Here is a 24,007-nt window from a genome sequence, read left to right as displayed (position 1 = left end):
GGTAGTCAAATTAATATCCAGGATTCTGGTACATTTTCTGAGGATCAAGCTTGTACTCATCGAATGGAATAGGGAAAAATCTATCCTTTGTACCAAAGTTAGCCAGCTTTGCATTTCCAAAAGCAGCTTGTGATTTTGCCTGGAAAAAAGCAACAAGTTCAGGTGTAGTAAAGAACCTGATCAGATCAAACCAGCGCTGGTGTTCAAAAGCCAGCTCCACTCTGCGCTCATGTAAAATTGCCAGTTTCAGCGTAGGATATTTAGCCGTATACTTTGGGTCCATAGACGCAACAGCATATAAAGGCATCCCTGCTCTTGCGCGTACCATATCTAAATATTGAATAGCAGCGCCAGTATTACCCAGATCCATATTTACTTCTGCAAGCATCAGGATGATATCAGCATAACGCATCAATGGCGTATCATTTCCTCCGTAGCCATTTACACCTGCCGCAGCACTGGCATCACGGTATTTGGTCACAAACCAATCCTGTACCTGTGGATTTGCAGCATATTTTACAGAGAAGTTTTTCCTTGGATCGTTAGCTTCATAATCGTTGATTAAATCTGGTGTAACATTTCCACCAACTCCCAATCCTGTTTTAAGAGAATTAATCGTTTCTCCCAAAGGCTGGTTGTTAGCCGCGATACTCGAGCTGTAAGTAATATCACCCTGTTTATTTACGATAGACAAGATCATTTCAGGATTAGTCGTCTTTTTAGCTACATCAAAAACATCTGTATAAGGAATATCCTTCAGGTTGCTGAACGGACGCATCGCATAAGCAGCAGTCAGATAGGTATTGGCATTGGTCAGGTTCTCTGCTTTATTGTTATCCAGTGTAGAGGCCATGGTTAAATATACCTGTCCCAGTAATCCATTGATCGCTGCTTTAGATACACGGCCTGCATTAGCACCTGTTTGCAGATTAGGCAGATTACTGCCCAGTGCATCCTTCAAATCAGTTACGATCTGTGCATATACAGTTGCTTGTGGCTGACGATAAGTATTTGCCGTGATTTCGGCAGTTGTCGTTAAAGTTTTAGTAACCAAAGGGACATCCCCCCACTTTCTCACTAAATGGAAGTACATTAACGCCCTGATAAATTTAGTTTCCGCCAGATACTGCGTTTTAGTATCACCATTAGCGAAAGTTACTTTATCAATATTCGTTGTAATACTATTACACTGTGCTATCGTTGCATACAAACTTGACCAGTGAGACTTTAAATAAGTATTACTTGGTAAAATACTAAAATTACCAAACTGGAAAGGCTCCCCCGAATTTGACTGTGAATCATTCGTCCCTGTATCATCAGAACGCTCATCCGTAAATAAACCACTGGTCTCGCCAATATTATTACCACTTCTTAATGAAGTATAAGCCCCGTTTACAGCCAATAAAACGCTGTTTTCAGACTTAAAGAAATTGTCTACTGTTGTCGCATTGGGATTGTCCTGTTCCACAAAGCTCTTTTTACAAGAAGTTAGTACTGCAAACCCCAGGAAAAATATGACCGTATATCTTTTCATTACTATATTTTTATATTAATTATGCTTAGAATGTTAATTTGATACCTAAATTATATGCTCTGGCTATCGGATAATTTCCATAATCCACACCCGGCGCTAAGTTTGCACCATTGGTACCAATGTTATAATCTACATCCGGGTTATATCCTTTATATTTTGTCAAGGTAAACGCGTTATCTACACTGGCAAAAACCCTGATATTTTCAACTTTTAAACGTTTACTCAATAACTTAGGAACATTATAGCCTATAGTAGCATTGGTCATTCTCAGATAAGATCCATCCTGTAGATAGAATGATGACAAACGTGTACTGTTACTTTGTGTTCCTGCGCGGGACGGACGGTAGTTTAAACCACTTCCTGGCTGATCCGGAGATACATATCTGTCTGCAACCTGCACATACTGGTTACCTGAACCCTCGAAATTGTACAGATAATAATCCTGTCCGTCTAATATTTTGTTACCATAAGAACCATTAAACGAAGCGCGGAAGTCAAAAGCTTTATAAGTAGCCGTTAACGCAAATCCGTAAGTAAATTTAGCATATGGGCTACCGATAACCGTTTTATCATTATCGTTGATCACCCCATCATGATTTACATCTTCAAAATAAAGGTCACCAATTTTAGCAGGGTTAGAAGAAGAAGCCGAAGGCGCAACTTTACCTATATTTTCAGCAGTTATTCTTCCCAATGCTTTAAAACCGTAGAACATACCTACTGGCTGTCCCATTTCTGTGATGTGGGTTTTATAAGAACGTTCTGCTCCGGCAGTAATAATTGTACTTGCACCACCAAGATCCAGTACTTTATTTCTGTTTAAGGAGATATTTCCACTCACACCAAAAGTAAAGTCCTTATTCTGGATGATTCTTCCATCTACCTGGAAGTCGAACCCTTTATTCTGAACCTTACTGTCTTTTAAATTCGTAAGAATAGATGTCGCACCTGATACAGCCGAAATTGGCTGGTTGAACAATAAATTATAAGATCTGCTCAGGTAATAGTTCACAATAAATGACAACCGGTTTTTAAGAATCGTCACATCAGTACCCACATTATATTGTGAAGTAGATTCCCAGCCAAGATTCTGATCCTTAACATTTCCTACTAAAACAGCCGAAGAAATAGCCCCTGCCCCGAATACTGCCCCCGTAGGAGAATTTACAGTTTGTACCGCATTATAATTACCAATATTATTATTTCCACTCAATCCCCAGCTCGCTCTCATTTTAACAGAAGACTGCTCTCCTAAAAAGTCATGGTACCAATCTTCTTGCGACAGGCTCCATCCAGCAGATACCGAAGGGAATGTTCCCCATTTATTTAAAGGACCGAACCTTGATGAACCATCCGTACGGATCGATCCTGTCAGGAAATACTTTCCATTATAATTATAACTCAAACGACCGAAATAAGACAGAAGCGTATTGGTAGATTTACCAGTCAAAGGATCAAGCGTAAATAAACTTGGATCTGCTCCCTTATCGGTGATTTCACCTATAGCATCGCTTGTAAACCCTTTGGCATTCAACCTGATCAGATCAATGTTAGTTTGCTGCGCAGAATAACCACCCAGTAAATTGAAATTGTGTTTACCGATTTTCTTGTCGTAGTTTAAGGTAAACTCCGCCAGCTTATCTACCTGTGTCAGCGTTTGGGCAATCGCATTTGCAGCTGCAATAGACGATGGAGAATAAGGTGGGTTTCCGCCTCCGTTACTCAAACTGGTAGGCAGGTAATAATCGTATTTTTCATTGTAAGATTGTGTACCCAGGTTAGCCTTGAAAGAAAGTCCGTCAAGGATCTGATAAGTCGCGTTTGCATTGATTGTAGTTCTGTAACCCAACCTGTTACTTTTAGTTTCTTCAACTGAGGCCAGTGGATTTTCTATTCCCTGGAAACCATACTGGTTCGCCAGTGCATTCATCCCGTATTTTATCGGAGCACCATTTGCATCTCTTGCAGGCAAGTAAGGAATATAAAGCAATGCAGCCATCATCGGACTAAAACGACCTTCTGCTACTTCTTTACTATTGGTTTGCGTGTAAGCAATATTAGCACCTACTTTCAATCTTTTACTTACATCCGCTTCAATATTAGACCTGAAGTTCAGCGTTTTCATAGCAGTATTGTCTACGATACCGTCCTGATCCTGGTAACCACCACTCATAAAATATCTGATATTTGTAGTACCTCCTGAGAAGGCAAGATTATGACGCTGAAAGAATGCATTTTTATACAATTCATCCTGCCAGTCTGTATTATATTTAGGTGCGATCTTTTGCTGGGTAGCGAAATTATAGATATCCTCAGGAATACTTACAGAAGATCCGTTACCTACATTCGCAGTTCTGGTCGCATTATTATCAGAATACATCGCGTCATTCCAGGTTTTACCTGCATTCACCCAAAGATCTTTGTAAGAGTTATTCCGTGCATTAATCACCAGGTCTTCAAACTGATCTGCATTTAACAGTTTTATCTTTTTACCTAATTGGGTAACACCAGCCTGTACATCATACTCAAATCTACCCTTGCCATCTTTACCTTTTTTGGTTGTGATCATTACTACACCGCCCGAAGCCCTTGATCCGTAGATCGCTGCCGATGCCGCATCTTTCAAAATGTCGATCGTTTCGATATCTTCAGGATTGACGAAAACATTATTTCCTGCCGGATATCCATCAATCACATATAAAGGATCTGAACTTGCATTCAGTGATCCGATACCACGAACACGGATTTTTGTACCGGCATAAGGTGCACCACTTGTTTGTGAAACTTGCACACCAGCCACTTTACCTACCAATGCCTGACCTATGGTTGGTGCCGATAAATTCAATTCTGATGCTTTTACACTACTGATTGCACCTGTAACATCAGATTTGCGTATTTTCTGATAACCAATAGCCACAACCTCCTGCAATGAATTGCTTGATTCTTTCAGTTTGATATTGACTACAGTCTGGTTAGTAATCAGCACTTCCTGTTTATCATAACCGATATAGTTGAAGCTCAGCTTTGATCCTGAAGCTACACTCATGAAGTACCTTCCTTCAGCATCTGTACCTGTTTTTTTACCCGAAATCAGGTCCATAACAGTTACGCCAGGCAAAGGCAGGCCACTCATATCAGTGACTACACCCCTTACCTCCACCTGCACTGCCGGTACCACAGACTTTACAGGCACCGCAGCAACCACCTCTTCCTGTTTCTCTACTTTAATCAGGACATGGTTGTTATCCACCTGGGTTACACTGCCTTTATAGTCCTTCAGCAGTTCTTTTAATATAAAATAAACCGATTTAGCATTGACAGTTAAAGAAACTCTTTTTTTAGTATCGATTACATTATCATAACCGATCAGGAAATTCGATTTACGCTCAATAATCTTAAACACCTCTTTTAAAGTGAGATTATTTGCAGTAAATGAAATATTAGTATTATTCATTGTTTGTGCATCAGCTGCAAGCGCAGGAAGACTAAACTGGATGAAAAACGTAATGGCCAACATTAATTTCACCATTCCGGATTTCGCACCTGATTTAGTGGATTTTAAGAATGGGATAAGATAAAATTTTTGCATTTTTGAGTTAAATAAATAATTTGAACGATTATTGAATTTTTGTGCCTTTCAGGCAAAACATCAATGGGGACTGGTTGCACAGTCCTCATTTTTAAACTGCTCTCTTTTTTACATTTTTCTTAAGATTTCTTAGGGTTAATAATGACTTTCCTTCCATTCATACTATAGGTCATACCGGTTAAGTTTGATAAAACATTAAGGACTTTATCTGCCCGTTCATTATAAAAACTGAGTGTATATCTTTTAAGATCATGAGGTGCTGTCAGCGTAACATCCAGGTTGTACCAGCGGCCCAGTGAGCGGGCGATCTCTTCGTACGAAGCATTCTCGAAGATTAAATGATTAGTGCGCCATGAACTCACAGAGTCTGAATTTACAGCAGTGACCCGGTGGCTGTCTTTTACCCTATTGTAAACCAGCGCCTGGTTGTGTGTTAAAGCTTTGGCATATAATGCCGGTTTTGAAGATGTTCCTTTGCCTTCAACTTTTACTTTCCCCGTAGCTACGCTAATTTTCAGCTGTTCATCTTCAGGATAGGCCCTGATATCGAAAGATGTTCCAAGGACAGTGGTTTGTAATTTTCCCGAATGAATAACAAATGGTTTGCTTGCATCATGATGTACCTGGAAAAAGGCCTCCCCGGTTAGCTTTACCTCTCTTTTATCCTCCCCGAACCGCGAAGAAATAAAAATACTGGAACCTGAATTTAAGAAAACCGTAGTCCCGTCTTTCAGTGTGATCTCTTTTTTCACTCCCCGGAGTGAACTGATTTCGGTAAAAGTTTCTGGCTTTACAGGCTTTTTCGTAAACCTGTTCCTCATGAAAAGACCTGAAACCAGCAGCGTAAAAAATACTGCTGCAATCTGTAACCAGCGAAAATTCATTTTACGTACCGGCACATCTTCTGCTAAAAATGAATTTATTCTTGAATCAAGATCTTCAAAAACTGATATTTCGTCCTCAGAGCTTAGCTTTTTATTTTGCTGCCCCTGGTAACTCTCAAACCAGGTTTCTACCAGAATGCGTTCTTCGGTTGTAACTGTACCTTCCTGGTACCGCTTAAATAATACTTGTATCTTCTCGTCCAAAACTGTGCTTTAATATAGCTCGCGCTCGGGCACAGAATGTCCTTTAAGGAATTGTTAACTTTACATTAGGTTTTTACTTAGCCTGAATAAGGCCCGGGACAGCAGGATTTTGCCAAAAGATGATTTAAAATTATTTAAGAAAAAACAAGAATAGCATAAAGATCTCAGGATGGTTTTCTTTCAAAGTTATTCTTAACCGTTTTAGCGCCTCGGAAATATTATTGCGGACAGTTTTCTCTGAAATATTAAGGATATCAGCAATCTCCCTGTTTTTCTTTCCCTCATTTTTGCTGAGCTGGTAACACTGGCGTGTCGTTTCAGGAAGTTTTTCTACAATCACATTGATCTGCTGATGCAGTTCCTTTGCCATCGTATTTTCCTCCGCAGAGTAATCAAGCGTATTTAAACCCTCTAATAAAAGGCCTTCATTCTTTAGCTGGAGATTTTTCCTTCTGAAAGCAGAGATGACATGGTTTCGGGCAACGACGTATAAATAAGGTTGAATATCCCGGATATCTATTAGCATATCCCTTTTAAGCCACAGTTCCAGAAAGATCTCCTGTACCACATCTTTCGTATCTTCCAGATCAGGAAGACGCAGATTAACGATAGCAAAAACACTTTTCTTATGCTGTTGATAAAATTCTTGAAATAAGTATTTATCCATCATCATTATTCTTCAAGCTCACCTTTCCGTCAAAAGTAGACTTATCTTATATGCACGAGATTAAATCTGCGTTAAGAATAGGTTAATAGGATGAAGTATAGCAATTTACTTAACCAGGACTTCTTCAGCACTTAACTTGCCCGCCTTAAAATTTGGTTTCGTTTAAAGTCGGGTTTTTACTTGCATTCACCTGGTAGGTAGTAATCTTTCCATCTTCATTGACCTCTACAATCCTGTAGCCCCTGTAACTTGTGCCCCAGCTGCCACCGATATGTGCATCAAAAAAATGAGGCAATTTTCCAGTATAAAACACACCGTCCAAACTATGGTCATGACCATGGAAAACAGCTTTTACATTTTCATAACTATGCAATAAATCAACAGTTTCAATACATTCCACAAAAGGATTTTGAGGTACCCAGATATGTGGTGGAATATGCAGGATTACAAAAACCGTTTGCAATGTTTTGAATTTTTCCAGTTCCCTTTGCAAAAAAACATTATCCGGACAGCGGTAAATACCTTTTGTATCAGAAGTATTGGCCAGTATAAAACCTACCCCATTTTTTTGCATGGAGAAATTGTCTTCATAACCAAAAACAGATTTCCACAATACAGTATCTGCATGGTCATGGTTACCCGGCACTGCATAAAATGGAACGGGCAGCTTATCGTAATACTTATTTTTCACTTCGATTAGCAGATCCGGACGGTCGTGAACAAGATCTCCATTGATAATTACAAAATCCAGCGGTGTTTTAAGGTGCGCTTCCTTCAGCCAGCCAATCATATGCTCATGATCTTCCTGATAAGGAGTACCTGGCTGACCATAATGGCCATCAGATGCAATGGCAAACCGCAATTTGGTTTTTTGAATTGAATCTGGAAGGGCATTATGTTCAACCCCCGCAAATACTTCGATAACCGGTGTCAGCTGGGCAATGATTAATCCTGCTACACTATTTTTAATAAATGATCTTCTGTTTGCCATACAAATGTGGTTTATAAAGGGCTGCAACCACCGGCAGCCCTTTTATTAATTTTTAAAAACTATATCTGACGCCAACCTGGCCTCTCCATCTTGATTCAAAAGGAGCATTTACAAAAGAGCTGCTCACTGGGGTATAACTGTAAGCAGGTCTTGATCTTCCATCAGCTGTTGCAGGGTTTTCAAATCCTCTGAATGTTAAGATTGCCCCGCTTAAGGTAGCTGGTAACTGTGCTGTTGTAATAGAAGGCAGTTTGACCAGTCCCCAATTTTTATTGATCAGGTTACCTACGTTAAAGATATCAAGAGTAATTTGTACGTTATGCCTGGTTTTCCCAGCAGTAATAGAAAAATCCTGGGCAAGGTGCATGTCGAAAATATGCGACCAGGGAGTTCTCGCTCCGTTTCTTTCGGCATATTCCCCTCTGTGCTTCCTTAAATAAGGATCTTGTTCTATAAAGGCATTTAGCTGTTCATAAATCTGGGCAGGAGTACGGGTATCTTGTGCATTTGTTGGCAATAACACAATATCACTGGCCGATTTTGGTATATACATCGCATCATTTTGTGTCTGCCCGTCGTTATTGATATCTGAGTTTAACCGGTAAGTATAAGGAAGGCCGGACTGACCGTTGTAAACCAAGCCAATGGTGGTAGCCATACCTTTTAAATAGGTAATACGGTAAGAAACAGTACCAATAATCCGGTGATCCAGGTTCCAGTCAGAAAATGTCAACCCCGGATTATTCGGATTGTTGACAATGGTGTTGTTGCGAAAATTTGTTGAAGCAATAGTGGAGTTCATGCTCGATATATCTTTCGAGTGCGCATAGGTATAGGCAATTGACCCTGATATGCCATTGGCGACATTTCGCTGTAGCTGTGCGGTCAGACTATACTGATATCCTTTGTTTGTATTGGTCAGCAAAAATACATTGGTGTATTGTGGAAACCTTAACCTGCTGTTTCCCGAAGGATAAAAATCGCGGCCATCACCATCCAGTTTTGCTGTCGGTTCCACCAGGTTTAAATCCTTAATATATGGGGCATTCAATTCTTTTCCATAAATACCCTCTAATGTGGCCACAAAACCTAAAGGAAGTTTTTGGTCAATCGCCAGATTGGAACGCCAAACCTGTGGCATTTTAAAGTTTTTGTCTGTCAGGTCAATCTCTGAAGTGGCTACCGTTGGGGTTTTCGGTTGATTATTCACATCTCCCGAAAAACGAATAGGCGCTGTAGCAGTTCCGGTAGCATTGATACGCCCCAGATCCACACCCGAATTGTTATAGGCATTACCCAGCCAGACATAAGGAAGTCTGCCTGTAAAAATCCCGCTTCCGCCCCTCAAAATGGTCTGCCCATCATTATTAATATCCCAATTAAAGCCGATTCTTGGAGAATATAGCAACTGCGATTTAGGCTTACTAGCTGTTTGTAAACCCATAGCTGCAAAAGATTCCGCAAAAGCGGTATTTTGTAAAGGCTTATCTAAAAATACAGGAACATCAACTCTTAATCCACCGGTAATCTTTAACCCCTCTTTAACGGTGAATTCATCTTGTGCATAAAAGCCCAGCTGCATCGCTCTGAATATAGATGTTGGAATAGCCACATCAGGAATTTTTGAATAGGTGAGCTGATAAACAGAAGGTGCCTGGTTCGTTAAAAAAGAAGAGAGGCTGCTGTAGGTGTAATTTCCCCAGATATTCTGGATAAAAAGATTATTAAAACGGAAGAATTCGTTTTGCGTTCCAAAAGTGAAATGATGATTATTGTGGATAATGTCCAGGTTATCCGTTAACTGAAATAAATTTTGTGTCTGCTTAGCCGATGGAGAATAACCTTCTGTACCCGCTGTAATACTCCCTGCGGCCCCTAACTGAATCAAAACCTGTGGAAAAGGGCTTCCTGGAATTTCTCTGTTATCCCTTACATTAGAATAACCTACAATCAGATTGTTCACGATTTCGTTGGAGAAATAGGTATTTAGCTCGGCAACGGTAATGTTGGTCGTACTGGTCTGGATATATTTATTGTTCTCAAACCGGAGTGCATTGATACCGTTTCCAATGTCATCACGCCTTCCATGTACATAATTATGCCTTAAAGTCAGCCTGTTTTTAGGGTTGATAATATAGTCTAAACGGGCAAATATCTTTTCACTGTTCGTCTGTTTGCTAATGTCATCAAACTTGCCCGGATCATAATTATAAGCACTCTTTAGATAATCTGATATTTGTTGTGCCGTTGCTGCCGGAATTAGCGATTCATCTGTTGCGCCGGTTCCTCTGTTCGCTTTATAGAGCAGTGGTTCATTTCTTCTGCTGATTTCTGCATTGGTAAAGAAGAAAAGTTTGTCTTTGATAATTGGCCCGCCCAAACGAAAACCATACTGTGCATCGCTAAACTTATTAAATTTTGTTCTGCTGGCATCAGGACTTTTTCCTACCAGATTTTCATTCTTGCCATAGGTATAAAAAGATCCATTGAAAGTATTACTGCCACGTTTGGTTACCGCATTAATTCCAGCCCCCGTAAAACTGCCCTGCTTCACATCAAATGGCGCCAAAACAACTTGTATTTCATCAATAGCATCCAAACTGATCGGCTGAGTACCTGCTTGTCCGCCCGGTGCACCAGTAGTAGTACCGCCACCTACACCATAACCCATAATATCGTTATTCTGAGATCCATCTATCTGAATATTGTTATAACGGTTATTTCTACCACCGAAAGATAAACCAGAAGATTGAGGCGTAAAACGGGTAAAATCTGATAAAGATCTGTTTAACGAAGGATATCTTTCCATATCTGTACGACTGATATTATTCGAAGCACCTGTTTTGGCCAGGTTTCTTGAAGAGCCTGTTCTGGACGTTTTAATCTCTACTGTATTCAGGCCGGTGTTTTCTGAGGCAAGAAATACCTTCAGGGAATACACCTGACCTAAGGCAAGCAATACGTTTTGCTCTGTATATTTATGGGTACCAATGTGTGTGATTTCTATCGTGTACGGGCCACCGACAGGAAGGTTCTGCAATACAAATGCACCTTTTTCATTGGCCTTAGCTTCAAATTTCATATTTGAAGGCACATACGTTACACTGATGCTTGCCCCTGGCAGCAGGTGATCTTCATTGTCATACACATATCCTCTGATACCGGAGGATGTTGAGCCCTGCCCGTACGAAACCAGATGGAAAAAAAATGCCAGGCAAAAAATGAGCAGGGATGTACGTATTCGCAATCCGAAATTGAAAAATGTAATTGTTTTTTTCATATTTTTAGTTTTTTAAACATTTTGGCCATTGAGACCTTTCTTGATGGTAATCCCCACGAGTGTTCCACCACTCGTGGGGTTTTTATTTATTGATTTATTGAGGTTTAATGTGAATACTGGCAGCGCTGATCTCGTAACTTACAGGTACCTGATTTTTAATTTCTTCCATCACTGTTGCTATCGATTTTCCCCTGGTATTTAGGCTCAGTTTCAATGCCGGGTCAATACCCGTTCCGAGCACTATTTTAACCTGGTATTGTTTTTCAAGTTCACTGATCACACTTTTAATTGAGGTCTCATTAAAAGATAGTGCAGTTGCAGGTTGAGCTATTTTCAATGGATGCAGCGCATGTTTTTCAGGCCTGATTTTACTTAAACGTCCAGATATTTGATTATATAGGGCTGATTCGCCCGGCAACAGAAATATTGCAGGTTCGGTTAGCTGTTGTACCCCAACCTTTCCTGTTTTTACTTTTACCGATGTTTTTTTGGTCTCAGCTGAAAAATTTATCCAGAAGGAAGTACCCAGTACAGTTGTTTTTACGTCACCGGAACTCACTACAAATGATCTTGCAGTTTCATGTTTCACGTCAAAAAAAGCTTTGCCGATCAGGCTCAATTCCCTTTTTGTGGCCTCAAATTTTTCCGGGTAAGACAGGGTTGCACCTGCTGAGAGTGTGACCTTACTGGAATCTTCCAACAGGATAATTTTTGTATTAATACCTGAATTAGTTACCCGTAGCATCCTGACTGGTGTGCTGCTTACTATACGCACAACTGGCTGATTATTGTTTTGCGAGTTGATAACCCCCGCATAAATTGCACAAGGGATCAATACTGCGGCAACTCTTCCGAGCCATAATCTTACTGTTCTTCTGGAGCTATCCTGTTGTTCGATTTTATCCCTGAGCAGCTCAAAATCTGGTGAAGGTGTTTGCAAAGCTGCGGGCGTCAGACTTTGGATGTGTTCGTTCAGAAAGGATTGTTGCTCCTGCGGGCTTAGGGAAGAAAGCCATTGCATCAGTGCCTCGTATTCTGGCTCCGACAATTCATTGTCAGTAAACCGCCTTAAAAATTCTTTGTTAAATTCTTGCTCTTTCATGGGATATACAGTCTATACGAACAGACTCTACTCCAACCCTACCTACAGATTAAAAAATGTTGTAAAAAAAATAAAGCAGGAAATCTGGTGGTTTTTTAAGAAGATGCGTAAATGGGAAAGGGTTTTACTGATGTGTTTTTCAACCGCTTTTACAGAGATGTTCAGTTGTAAAGAAATATCCTTATTGCTGAGGTGTTCCTTTCTGCTGAGGTTAAATACTTCAAGATTACGGCTCGGTAAATGATCTAATACAGTTCCAAGTACCCTTTCGTAATCTGCAAAGATGATTTCATCAAAAGTGCTGAAAGATCTGTCTTTACTCAATTCCAGGAAATTCAATTTAGCTTCATGGCTTTTAAATTTCCGGAGCTCATCAAGCGCCTTATTCTTTGCTATGGTAAAAAGCAGGTTCTTAAGACTTTGGTCTGGATTGATCCGTTTACGCATTTCCCAAAGCTTTAAAAATGTGTCTTGTGTAATTTCGTCTGCATCCGCAGTTAATCTGCAATAAGGGGTTAAAAAAGATTTTACACCTTGAAAATAGAGGTTGTAGAAATATTCAAGCCCATACATATCGCTCCTGATTAAAGCATTGATCGCCTCTGTATCACAAGTAAACCTCTGCATATTTCTTCGAATTGATTTTGGGGTTAAAATTAGGATCCCTAAATAAAACTGATGTTTACCCGGTGTTACCAAATTGTTGATTGCGCAAGAAATGGGTTCTTATTGAGGAATACATTCCGTAATTTCGGATCTGATGTTTATCTTATGAAAACACAACAAGAACTATCAAATGAAACCAGTATCATCACCACAACGGAAATTTCCACTCCATTAGGCCCGATGCTGGCAGGAGCAACCGCACAAGGTGTTTGTATACTGGAATTCATTAACCGGATCAGGTTAGAAAAAGAGATCATTGATCTGCAAAAACTGCTCAATGCAGTGATGCAACCCGGAGAAAATCCACATTTAACGCAATTGAAAAATGAACTAGCCGAATACTTTGAGGGAAAGCGAAAAGTATTTTCGGTTCCCACTCATGCACCGGGCAATGAATTTGCACAAGCAGTCTGGCAAACGCTTCAGGAAATCCCATACGGGCAAACCTGTTCCTATAAACAGCAAGCCGATAAAATGAATAATCCAAAAGCTATTCGCGCAATTGCCTCTACAAATGGCAGGAACCGGTTGGCTATTATTATCCCTTGTCACCGCGTAATTGGTAGCGATGGCAGCATGACCGGATATGCCGCCGGAGTAGAAAAGAAAAAATGGTTGCTTAAATTTGAAAGAAATAATTCCGAGAAACCAGCAGATACCTTATTTTAACAAGATGCAGAATTACAAAGACTTTAAAATCGGCCAGTGGGTAAAATCATACGGCAAAGGAATCCATAGAATAGAAAAATTCATCCCTGTTGAATACGAAGAATATCATTTTTTTGTGATGGGAGATTGGGAAACAGGGTCAATTAAAGAAAGTCAGATTGGAAGCTTGCAAGAAGAGCCGCTTGTTGAATTAAAACGTCTTTTTAATTCGAAATTCAAGAAGCAAATCGGCGCCGATTATTGCTCAGGCTATTATTTAAAAGATTTAACGGCAGAAGAACAGGCAGACATAGCGGAGCAAATCAAATCTAATCCAAAATATATAACTGATCTTGACAAATATGTAATGCCAAAATTTGAAAGCCGCTACGGCTTAAGTTTTTCCTTAACAGATGACACTATTCATCTGGTTAAAGAACTGGCACAATTTATCAGGCAGGAAAACGGGAAAACTTTCACCGAAATTTTTGAATGGCTGAAACATCATAACTATAAGCAGTTACTTTACAAACAGGACTCTCCAACTGACAACAAAGGACATTACCTGCAATTCATCAACTGGAATTACCAGGTCAGCAATAACAGGTTATTATTTACTGATCTGTTAGCTTTTACACCGGAATTTGCAAAAATAGACACCGTTTAACAGGAAATCAAAATGAGAAAAATAATATTGATTGCAGGATTTCTGAGCGCAGGGATTACTGTATCCGCCCAACACAAGCATTCTTCCAGCAATTCTATTTTTCAAATACAAACTGATTTAAAGCAAATACCTCTTTGGGGAAATACGATTCCTGATGGCCCGGGACCGCAAGGTGCCGAAAAAATGACGGCCAGTGGTTCAGTAACCAATGTCTCGAATCCCCGGTTAATCATCCATAAGCCTGCTAAACCTAATGGAACAGCAATTCTGGTGATTAGTGGCGGTGGTTATGCACATATTGAATTGGGTAAAGAAAGTACACCAGTAGCGGACTGGCTTCAATCACAGGGTATCACTGCTTTTGAACTGGTTTACAGATTACCACAAGAAAGCTGGAAAACAACACATGTACCCTTTCAGGATGCACAGCGTGCCATGAAGCTTATCCGGAGTATGGTTGTTCAATACGGAATAGACCCTGCTAAGATTGGCATATTAGGTTTCTCCGCAGGTGGACACCTTGCAGGAATGACAGCAGCCCGGCCTGATAAAAAACAGTATAAACCTGTTGATGCTATAGATGCTTTATCTGCAAAGCCAAATTTCGCAGGGCTGATTTATCCCGTACTTACCATGCTCCCGCCTTTCAATAAAACGCATGCTAAAAAAAGTATTTTGGGAGAAAACCCAACAATAGCACAAGAAGAAGCTTATTCAGTAGAACTGCAAGTTACCAGCAGTATGCCAGTTACTTTTCTGGCACAAGCTGTTGATGATCCTATATCACCGGTCAACAATTCCTATTTAATGAATGCAGCCTTAGAAAAAGCTGGCGTGCCCGTTGAAATGCACATCTTTCAAACAGGCGGACATGGCTGGGGAATGGGTAAAAAAGATTCCCCTGTTTCAGCATGGCCAGACCTATTCTTAAAATGGATAAAATCTAAGGGGTTTTAATTTCCCTAAGTTGCTACCTTATAAATATACTCAGGCTTCCTGAGGAAACCTGAGTATGCTCGATATTACGGAGCTATAATAGTGAAGAGGTATACTGCAAAAATAACAAGCAGTACTATACCCTGTAAGATATTCGTCCGGCCGGTAGCCAGCGAAAGCATAATGGTAAACTGAGCAAGCAACAACAAGACAGTTGCCTTCATATCAATTCCTAAAGTAATACTCATACCAGTTACAATAGAAACAATTGCAACCGCAGGAATGGTTAAACCGATACTCGCAAGCGCAGAGCCCAGCGCTAAGTTAAGACTGGTCTGTAAACGGTTCTTTTTGGCAGCGCGGTAAGCAGCAAGCCCTTCAGGTAATAAAACTACAGCAGCGATAATTACACCAACTAAAGATTTTGGCGCACCCATATTTATAACAGTATTCTCAATATCCGGAGCTAAAGCTTTAGCCAGTAATACAACAATACCTAAACACAGCACCAATAAAAATGCACTCATTAAAGCCACTTTTTTTGTTGGCGGCTCAGCATGTACATCCTCATTTCCATCGGCCTCAGGAGGCAAAAAATAATCACGGTGTCTAACCGCCTGAACCATAACAAATGAACCATACAATACTAAACAGATTACAGCTACAAAAATCAGCTGAGTCTGGGTATACTGTGGCCCAGCTTTACTTGTTGTATAATTTGGAAGAATTAAGGTAAGTACCATGATCGCTGTAAGTGTAACCAGCGCCGCACTAACTCCCGGTAAACTGAATACTTGCTCTTTAAATTTAGCGCCACCTACAAGCAGGCTTAACCCAACAATTCCGGTTAAAATAATCATAACTGCTGCAAGTACGGTATCCCTCGCAAGTTCAGCCACATCCGGCCCTCCGGTTAACATCAGAGAAACAATTAATGCAACTTCTATAATGGTGATCGCCAATGCGAGTAATAAAGTACCAAATGGTTCACCGACCCGGTGCGCTACAACTTCAGCGTGATGTACAGCAGCAAGTACTCCACCAATTAGTACAGCGGCAAGAAAAAAGGTATAAAGGATACCAAGATCCAGAGAAATCCCGAAATAAGCCAGCCAGGCTATAACAGGCGTTACTATTGTCCATAATGGCAGTGGTAATTTTTGTTTCATAAAGATTCTTGTTGATTAAGTAATAGTGAAAAGTAAGATTAAGCAATTATGATGCTAAAGAATTAAATCATCAATTGTTTATATATACTTAACAAAAGTTAATACCAATATTTATAAACAAAGTTTAGTTTTGCTATACTTACATATAAATCAAAACCAGCATATGAAAAAATTAATCATCGCGGCTGCCATCCTGTGCATCAGTTTTCACCTAAAAGCACAACCGAAAAACATTAAACACATTATTCTGATTGGTTGCGACGGATTTGGAGCTTACGCCATTCCCGAGGCAAACATGCCAAACCTGAAACAATTAATGACTACCGGATCCTGGTCCTTAAAAGCCCGAACAGTATTACCTTCTTCAAGCGCAGTAAACTGGGCCTCCATGCTCATGGGAGCCGGCCCAACCGAACATGGTTATACCGAATGGGGAAGCGCGGTTCCAGAAATCCCTTCTGTTGTCAAATCACCTTACGGCTTATTTCCAGGAATCTTTACCCTGATTAAGCAGCAGAAACCCAAAGCAAAAACTGCTGTGATTTACAGCTGGCAAGGGATAGGCCCATTAATTGAAAAAGATGCCATCAGCTTTGTTGTTCCCGGGCCAGATGGTGATAATGATAATTTCTGTGCAGATACTGCGGCAGCACTTATTGTCAAAGAAAAACCGCTGTTAACTTTCATACATTTTTCAGAGCCTGACAATACAGGACATAAAATTGGTCACCGCACTCCTGCGTACTATGTAGAATTAGAGAACCTGGATAAAAGAATAGGAAAAATAGTTGAAGCTGTAAAAAAAGCAGGCATTGCGAATGAGACCGTAATTATAGTGTCGGCAGATCATGGCGGTACTGGCAAAGGTCATGGTGGTAAATCATTGGACGAAGTACAAATCCCCTGGATTACCAATGGTACAGGCGTATTAAAAGGACATGAAATTAAAGATGTAATCATTACTTATGATACCGCATCTACCATTGCTTGGCTGTTAGGTTTAAAAGAACCACAAAGCTGGCGCGGAAAACCTGTTACCGAAGCCTTCAACAAATAGGAATCATTAAAAACTTAACAATTAAATAACATCAAATTGTTTACTTATATTAAACAATAACTATATAATTGTAAACAACAAAATTAGAAGTAATGTCGATAAAATTAGTAGTGTTTGATATGGCTGGTACAACCGTAAGTGATGAAAATTACGTAGCCCTATCCTTTCAGCAGGCCATGAAAAAGCAGGGGTATAATGTGGAATTGAAAGATGTAAACCCATTAATGGGTTACGAAAAACCTCTTGCTATTCAAATGATGCTGGACAAATATGAAACTGATACTCAAAAAATCAATGCAGATTCTATAGCCAGGATACATACTGATTTTGTAAATATAATGCTGGAATTTTACACCCATTCTCATGAAATCAAACCACTTCCAAACGTTGAAAGTACATTTGAACAGCTTAGGACTATGGGCATTAAAATTGGTCTGGATACAGGGTTTTCCAGGAACATTGCAGAATTGATTATCAGCCGTTTGAACTGGGAAAATCAGATAGACATCATGGTTGCCAGTGACGATGTAAAAAATGGCCGCCCATATCCGGATATGATTCATAAAATGAAAGCTGATTTGAACCTGCTTCCAACAGATGAAATAGTTAAAATCGGAGATACAGAAGTTGATATCAATGAAGGTATCAATGCAGGTTGTAAATACGTTGTTGGGATCACTACCGGCGCTTTTACAAGGGAAGAACTGAAACCACATCATCCAACACATATCATAGATAATATCTCAGAATTGATTGCAATTATCAAAGCATAAAATACAAGAATAAAATGAATAATGCTCCTTATGATTTAATCGTTATTGGCGGAGGCATTCTAGGTACATTTCATGCCTATCATGCCTTAAAAGCAGGAAAAAAGGTACTTCAACTGGAAAAAGATAATTTTCCGGTTGGAGCAACTGTAAGAAATTTTGGCCAGGTGATCCCTTCTGGAATGACAGGCGAATGGTTCAATTACGGACTGCGCTCAGTAGAAATTTATCAGGAAATACAGCGTGAGTTTGACATCTCTGTCAGAAAAAACGGTAGCGTATATATCGCGTCCGATCCGGACGAACAAACCTTGATTCATGAATTAAAAGCTTATTACGATACCTTAGGTTATTCACAATCCTTATTGAATCCACAGCAAATCCTGAATAAGTATTCCTCTATTCAAGAATCTTATGCCAAAGAAGCTTTGTTTTTTGATCAGGAAATCAGTGTAGAACCAAATCTGATGATTCATCGTCTCCATGAATATATGAAGACAAAATTTGAGCATTTCACTTTATTATATGATTCACCCGTTATAGATTGTTATTCAGCATCAAATGATGCAGAGGTACGTTTAACAAATGGAGATAAGTTTAAAGCTACAAAAGTTGTATTATGCAATGGCTACGAGTTCAAACTTTTATTTAAAGACTTATTCAAAGCAAGCGGACAAGTGATCAGTAAACTTCAAATGATGCGTACCGCGCCGGTAAAAACTATAGCACTCGCTGGAAATATACTGACAGGTTTAACGATTCGCAGGTATGAAAGTTTTGAAGAATACTGTCCTTCCTTCAAAACAATACCATTGCCTGCCCATTATGAACAATTAAAAGCCTATGGTATTCACCTGCTTTTCAAAACGGCACCGGACGGAAGTGTAATTATTGGTGACTCTCATGAATATGCGTCTGCAACCAATTTTGATGATCTCGGCTTTAACCTGAATTCACATATCAATGAATTGATGCTTGCAGAGGCCAGCAGGATTGTAAATTTTGATGTCCGTAATATTGCGGCTACCTGGGCTGGTTTTTACCCACAGCATCCCGACAAACATATTCTGGAATATGATATTGATAACCGCATTCATATCCGCACCTGTATTGGTGGTAAAGGCATGACTGCAAGCGCCGGATATGCAGAGGCGAGTATAAAAGAGCTTTTCAATATTTAAGCCTGTTTTCTGGGATCTAACACAGTTTTAACGATTATTAACTATTAAACTCTGCCGAATTTCTTAAGTTTGAGCAATTGCCCCCCTTTATGGAAGAGAATATTATACTTAAGATAAGTACCAGGATAAAAGAAATAAGAAGAGAGCGTAATACAACGGTACAGGAACTTGCTGATCTTGCAGGTGTAAGCAAAGGCCTGATTTCACAAATTGAGAATAACCGTACTGTACCTTCTTTAATGGTATTGATAGATATTATAAGTGCCTTAGATGTCGATTTGAACCAGTTTTTCAAGGATATATCGGCCAATAGTCAACTTAGTCCTGTCATCATTAAAAGAAAAAATGAATACGAGTCGTTTGAAAAAGAACAGGCCATGGGATTTTTATATCAGCGTATTTTTACAAAAACCTTTAAAAATTCAACGGTTGACATCGTATTACTGGAACTTGAACCTAATGCAACCAGGCCAATGGTCGTTACTGAGGCATTTGAATACAAATATATCTTATCAGGGAATGTAGACTATGTTTTTGAAGATCAGACTTACAACCTTTCTGATGGAGACTCCATGTTATTTGACGGACGTTTACCGCACACGCCTAAAAACACCTCTGATCAAAAAGCGATCATGCTGATTATTTACTTCTTTGAGCAAAACGGAAACAGCTTAACAAAATAAAAGTGCAGTTAATCCTGCACTTTTATCAGGATAAAAAATTTAGTGCCATTAGAAACTTTGCATTAGGATAGCGTTTTTTTAAGGCAGCAATTAAATCCGCAGAAGTTTTTCTTTTTGTAATTCCTGTTCGTAAACCTCAAGATACTGTTTCGTATAATTAACAGATTTTGCTATGTTTTCGCGGAGTAAAGCATACATATTGAGATCAATAGATCAGCAGGAAAACGGTAGATATGTCTAAAACAGGCCATATTTCGAAGTTGTCATTGGTCTTCCATCAGGAGCTCTTCTTTTGCAAGATTACTTTTGTAACTTTACGATTGCAAATCTCTTTAATACAATAGAATTAATGCCACTTACTACACAGATGAAATCAAGCTTGGCCGCTAATTTAACTAAGCTTTTTAATAACCGGCTATTTATTCTCAGTATTTTTATTCTGCTGCCTGCAATCACCTCTTACAGACAATATCATTCAGGTACCTCTCATAATAACTATCTGATTTTCATTTATACTTATTTTCACGCCAATGACCATGTATCCCTATTTGGCAGGTATCCTGAATATGCAGATATGAATCATTACGGCCCTTTGTTCTCCCTGATCATTGCGCCTTTCGCTCAGTTGCCAGAATTTCTGGGGATGTTTTTCTGGGAGCTTGCAAACAGCCTGTTCTTATATTATGCGATTAAGACCTTGCCACTAAAAGATGCAAAGGTAAATGCCGTCTACTGGATTATTGCCCATGAGTTGCTTACGGCATTATTTGCCTGTCAGATTAACCCTTCAATTACAGCAATCATTGTTTTAAGTTATACCTTAATTGATAAAAAACAGAACTTCTGGGCAGCGTGCCTCATTCTGCTCGGTACATTTATCAAACTATATGGTATTGTCGGGCTGGCCTTCTTCTTTTTCGTTAAGCAAAAGCCGAAATTCATTGTCTATTGTATCTTCTGGGCTATCATATTCTTTGGACTGCCGATGCTCTTTTATGGCCATGAATATATCTTACTACAATATAAAGAATGGTACTTGTCTTTAAGTGCTAAACAACTTGAAAATGCTACACTGGTTTCCTGGCAGGACATATCGCTGATGGGAATAGTCAGACGAGTGACCGGAAATCCTGATATTTCCAATTTACCATTTCTGATTACCGGTGTCCTCCTTTTCTGTCTTCCTTATTTAAGGATTAAACAATATCAATCACAGGCATTCAGGCTGATGTACCTGGCATCAACACTGATCTTTACCGTTATCTTTAGTAATTCTTCTGAATCACCGACCTATATTATTGCATTTACGGGGGTAGCGATCTGGTTTGTTTTGCAGGAAAAACCTATACAACCAATCGCGATTGCTCTTTTTGTATTTGCGATCTTGCTTACAACTTTAGGGTCTTCCGATTTATATACCAGGTCTTTCAGAGACAATTATATTATCCATTATTCGTTAAAAGCTCTTCCATGTGTGCTTATATGGTTCTATATGACTTATCAAATGATCTTTAAACGATTTGATTTAACAAACAATCCAACGGCATGAAGAAAACTGTATCTGTAGTGATCCCCGCCTTTAATGAGGCCGAGAACTTAATTGTTATTATAGACAGGCTGGAAGGTATCTTCAAGAATACGGCCTATGATGCTGAATTTATAATTATTGATGATGGTAGTACCGATCATACCCTGACCATCCTTAAAACGATGGCTAGTATCAATACTAAATTATTTTACATAGAGTTTTCACGGAACTTTGGTCATCAGCTTGCATTAAAAGCTGGATTAGATCAGGCCAAAGGTGACTGTGTAATTTCTCTCGATGCTGATCTTCAGCATCCACCAGAGCTGATTATCCAGATGCTTGAAAAGTGGGAAGAAGGTAATGATGTCGTTTATACCCGAAGATCAGAAGATAAGAGTCTGCCTTATGGAAAAAGAAAATCATCATCTCTTTTTTACAGACTAATCAATGTTTTATCAAGTATACAAATTGAAGAAGGAACTGCCGACTTCAGGCTGATGGATAAAAAGGTAATAGATGTATTCAGGAACTTTGAGGAGAACGAGCCCTTTATCCGTGGTCTTGTCCAGTGGATGGGCTATAAACAGATTGCGATAGATTATATCCCACATAAAAGACACGCAGGAACAAGTAAATATAACCTTCGGAAAATGATGCGTTTTGCCTTACAGGGTGTAACCTCATTCAGTATCAAACCACTCTATACCGCAGTATATCTTGGGTTTGCTTTTTCTATGTTATCAGTCTTATATATTCCTTATGTATTCTATTCGGTTTACATGGGTATAGAAGTAGACGGATGGGCATCTACCATTATGACTATAGTCTTTTTTGGAGGCTTACAGCTCATTATTATGGGGATTATAGGAATTTATATCGGGAAGATGTTTATGCAGACTAAAAACCGCCCTAATTATATTATCAAATCTACAAATTTCGTTCCGGCACCTACAACCACAAATACTAATTATGATATTGCTCAGCTTTGATATTGAAGAATTTGATATGGCTTTTGAATATGGGAAAAGTATCACTTTTGAAGAACAAATAAGAATCTCTTCTGAAGGTACCCTGATCATATTGGATTTGCTGGCGAAGCATAAACTTAAAGCGACCTTCTTCAGTACAGTTACCTTTGCAAAAAATGCAACTGCAATTATCAGGCGTATACTCGATGAAGGTCACGAATTGGCTTCTCATGGTATGTACCATTCTGATTTTAAAAAAGAACACTTACTGGAATCCCGCCTGGCCTTAGAGGAATTATCAGGCGTAGCGGTGACAGGTTACAGAATGGCGAGAATGATGCCCGTAGATGAGCAGGAGATACAAAAAGCAGGTTATCTATACAATAGCTCCATAAATCCAACCTGGCTGCCTGGAAGGTATAATAACCGCCATATTTCCAGAACATACTTTTATCAGAGCGGAGTTTTACAATTACCGGCTTCAGTAAGCCCGATTTCACGTTTTCCACTTTTCTGGTTATCATTTCATAACCTGCCACTTTGGTTTTACGAACATCTTGTCAAAAGGACTTATCAGAAAGACAATTATATTAATATCTATTTCCATCCCTGGGAATTTACAGACCTGACCGATAAAGAGCGTTTTGGTTTTCCTGGTTATGTCAGTAAAAATTCTGGTCAGGATATGATTACCAGGATGGACAAGTTTATGGGATGGCTTAACAAGCAAGGTTATCCTTCAGGAACTATTTCACAATTCACGAAGAATATACCTTTAGCATAAAGGTTACGCCCGCTCCCGGAAAGTTACATATGATTGGAAGAAGTAACTGAACGCAGACATCAATACTATAATGAAGGCTTGTGATGGCGTAGCCCACAAGCCAAAATATCCAACCAGCAGATGAAGCAAACCATAATTCATCAGTAGAGAACTTGCAGTAACAAATGCATATAAGCCCAACTGCTGAATCCCTCTTCCTTCCTGCTGAAAAACTAAATACTTATTCAATAGAAACCCTACCGGGAAACTTACAGAAAGCGCCATCAGATCTGCTCCAATGTAAGAGGTGATCGTATAGCTTCCAATTCTCAGCGCTTCACCCTTCAATACGTAATTGTAACTCAGAAAGAATATAGTCAGATTAAGCAGGGCATTGCTCCCTCCGGTTACACCATATCGAAAAGTCTTTATAGGTATAAAGTGTAAAAAAGGAAAGTAAAAGAAGTCTATAAGCTTAATGAGCGGGTTTTTGAGCAAGTCGAATCAATTATGTAACACAAATAGTATAAATAGCAGGTAAATATAAGACTCTTTTCAGACTCGCCGCTACAAGCCCTGATTAATAATTGCAGTGCTTTTAAAAGCTGTAAATAAAAAAATGTTGTATAACAAGAAAAGCCTGTAGTTTCCTACAGGCTTTCTTTAAGATTTGGCACCGACCTACTCTCCCACGTGTTACCGCAGTACCATCGGCTCTGG

General features: G+C 39.4%; 20 protein-coding genes. 10 read left to right on the top strand and 10 right to left on the bottom strand.

Translation table 11 applies throughout. The features are described 5' to 3' along the window. Positions 1-10: 10 nt before the first annotated feature. From HDE70_RS24655 to HDE70_RS24620, 8 genes are all read right to left on the bottom strand, one after another. Complete coding sequence (locus HDE70_RS24655; protein WP_183892137.1) at positions 11-1,534, bottom strand: RagB/SusD family nutrient uptake outer membrane protein; 1,524 nt, start codon at positions 1,532-1,534, stop codon at positions 11-13. A gap of 25 nt (positions 1,535-1,559) precedes the next feature. Beyond that, complete coding sequence (locus tag HDE70_RS24650) at positions 1,560-5,123, bottom strand: SusC/RagA family TonB-linked outer membrane protein (protein WP_260162092.1); 3,564 nt, start codon at positions 5,121-5,123, stop codon at positions 1,560-1,562. 119 nt (positions 5,124-5,242) lie between these two features. After that, positions 5,243-6,211 (bottom strand): FecR family protein, encoded by a 969-nt coding sequence (locus tag HDE70_RS24645; protein WP_183892136.1) that lies wholly within the window; start codon positions 6,209-6,211, stop codon positions 5,243-5,245. A 130-nt stretch (positions 6,212-6,341) separates the two neighbouring features. Next, complete coding sequence (locus HDE70_RS24640) at positions 6,342-6,884, bottom strand: RNA polymerase sigma factor (protein WP_260162091.1); 543 nt, start codon at positions 6,882-6,884, stop codon at positions 6,342-6,344. A 139-nt stretch (positions 6,885-7,023) separates the two neighbouring features. Then, the gene (locus HDE70_RS24635) at positions 7,024-7,869 is read right to left on the bottom strand and encodes a metallophosphoesterase family protein (RefSeq protein ID WP_183892135.1); all 846 of its coding nucleotides are present in this window, start codon (positions 7,867-7,869) and stop codon (positions 7,024-7,026) included. A 52-nt stretch (positions 7,870-7,921) separates the two neighbouring features. Beyond that, positions 7,922-11,149 carry a carboxypeptidase regulatory-like domain-containing protein gene (locus HDE70_RS24630; protein WP_183892134.1) on the bottom strand — a complete coding sequence of 1,076 codons (3,228 nt, stop codon included), beginning with the start codon at positions 11,147-11,149 and terminating at the stop codon, positions 7,922-7,924. 94 nt (positions 11,150-11,243) lie between these two features. Then, complete coding sequence (locus HDE70_RS24625; protein ID WP_183892133.1) at positions 11,244-12,251, bottom strand: FecR family protein; 1,008 nt, start codon at positions 12,249-12,251, stop codon at positions 11,244-11,246. 42 nt (positions 12,252-12,293) lie between these two features. Then, positions 12,294-12,878 carry a sigma-70 family RNA polymerase sigma factor gene (locus HDE70_RS24620; protein WP_183868459.1) on the bottom strand — a complete coding sequence of 195 codons (585 nt, stop codon included), beginning with the start codon at positions 12,876-12,878 and terminating at the stop codon, positions 12,294-12,296. A 144-nt stretch (positions 12,879-13,022) separates the two neighbouring features. Between HDE70_RS24620 and HDE70_RS24615 the strand changes: the two genes are divergently transcribed. Genes HDE70_RS24615 through HDE70_RS24605 form a run of 3 tightly spaced genes read left to right on the top strand, consistent with a single transcriptional unit; the run spans position 13,023 to position 15,189 of the window. Beyond that, on the top strand, positions 13,023-13,586 hold the full coding sequence (locus tag HDE70_RS24615) for a methylated-DNA--[protein]-cysteine S-methyltransferase (protein WP_221302123.1): 564 nt from the start codon (positions 13,023-13,025) through the stop codon (positions 13,584-13,586). Between the two features lie 4 nt (positions 13,587-13,590). Then, positions 13,591-14,232: a hypothetical protein gene (locus tag HDE70_RS24610; protein ID WP_183892131.1), complete on the top strand. Its 642-nt coding sequence runs from the start codon at positions 13,591-13,593 to the stop codon at positions 14,230-14,232. Between the two features lie 12 nt (positions 14,233-14,244). Beyond that, positions 14,245-15,189 carry an alpha/beta hydrolase gene (locus tag HDE70_RS24605; protein WP_183892130.1) on the top strand — a complete coding sequence of 315 codons (945 nt, stop codon included), beginning with the start codon at positions 14,245-14,247 and terminating at the stop codon, positions 15,187-15,189. A 65-nt stretch (positions 15,190-15,254) separates the two neighbouring features. On the opposite strand, the gene HDE70_RS24600 is transcribed toward HDE70_RS24605, so the two are convergent. Next, positions 15,255-16,337 (bottom strand): calcium:proton antiporter, encoded by a 1,083-nt coding sequence (locus tag HDE70_RS24600; protein ID WP_183868455.1) that lies wholly within the window; start codon positions 16,335-16,337, stop codon positions 15,255-15,257. Positions 16,338-16,500: 163 nt separating this feature from the next. Between HDE70_RS24600 and HDE70_RS24595 the strand changes: the two genes are divergently transcribed. The 7 genes from HDE70_RS24595 (at position 16,501) to HDE70_RS24565 (ending at position 23,308) form a co-directional block, all read left to right on the top strand. Then, entirely contained in the window at positions 16,501-17,394 is an 894-nt protein-coding gene (locus HDE70_RS24595) for an alkaline phosphatase (protein WP_183892129.1), read from the top strand. 92 nt (positions 17,395-17,486) lie between these two features. Next, positions 17,487-18,167: an HAD hydrolase-like protein gene (locus HDE70_RS24590; RefSeq protein ID WP_183892128.1), complete on the top strand. Its 681-nt coding sequence runs from the start codon at positions 17,487-17,489 to the stop codon at positions 18,165-18,167. A 14-nt stretch (positions 18,168-18,181) separates the two neighbouring features. Beyond that, positions 18,182-19,345, top strand: coding sequence for a TIGR03364 family FAD-dependent oxidoreductase (locus HDE70_RS24585; protein WP_183892127.1), 1,164 nt, complete (start codon positions 18,182-18,184; stop codon positions 19,343-19,345). 89 nt (positions 19,346-19,434) lie between these two features. Further along, entirely contained in the window at positions 19,435-20,028 is a 594-nt protein-coding gene (locus HDE70_RS24580; RefSeq protein WP_183868451.1) for a helix-turn-helix domain-containing protein, read from the top strand. Positions 20,029-20,395: 367 nt separating this feature from the next. Beyond that, positions 20,396-21,577, top strand: coding sequence for a glycosyltransferase family 87 protein (locus tag HDE70_RS24575; RefSeq protein ID WP_183892126.1), 1,182 nt, complete (start codon positions 20,396-20,398; stop codon positions 21,575-21,577). Then, positions 21,574-22,545: a glycosyltransferase family 2 protein gene (locus tag HDE70_RS24570; RefSeq protein WP_183868450.1), complete on the top strand. Its 972-nt coding sequence runs from the start codon at positions 21,574-21,576 to the stop codon at positions 22,543-22,545. Before HDE70_RS24575 ends, HDE70_RS24570 begins: the two co-directional genes overlap by 4 nt. Then, positions 22,526-23,308, top strand: coding sequence for a polysaccharide deacetylase family protein (locus HDE70_RS24565; protein WP_183892125.1), 783 nt, complete (start codon positions 22,526-22,528; stop codon positions 23,306-23,308). The genes HDE70_RS24570 and HDE70_RS24565 overlap by 20 nt, the downstream gene beginning before the upstream one ends. Before the next feature lie 3 nt (positions 23,309-23,311). Here the strand turns inward: HDE70_RS24565 and HDE70_RS24560 are convergent, their stop codons facing one another. Continuing rightward, positions 23,312-23,785, bottom strand: coding sequence for a GtrA family protein (locus HDE70_RS24560; protein WP_183892124.1), 474 nt, complete (start codon positions 23,783-23,785; stop codon positions 23,312-23,314). Positions 23,786-24,007 lie beyond the last annotated feature (222 nt).

Origin of the sequence: Pedobacter cryoconitis, assembly GCF_014200595.1 — a bacterium.
Classification (GTDB): domain Bacteria; phylum Bacteroidota; class Bacteroidia; order Sphingobacteriales; family Sphingobacteriaceae; genus Pedobacter; species Pedobacter cryoconitis_C.
Note: the sequence above shows the minus strand (reverse complement) of the source record. Positions and strands in the feature narration are given on the sequence as shown.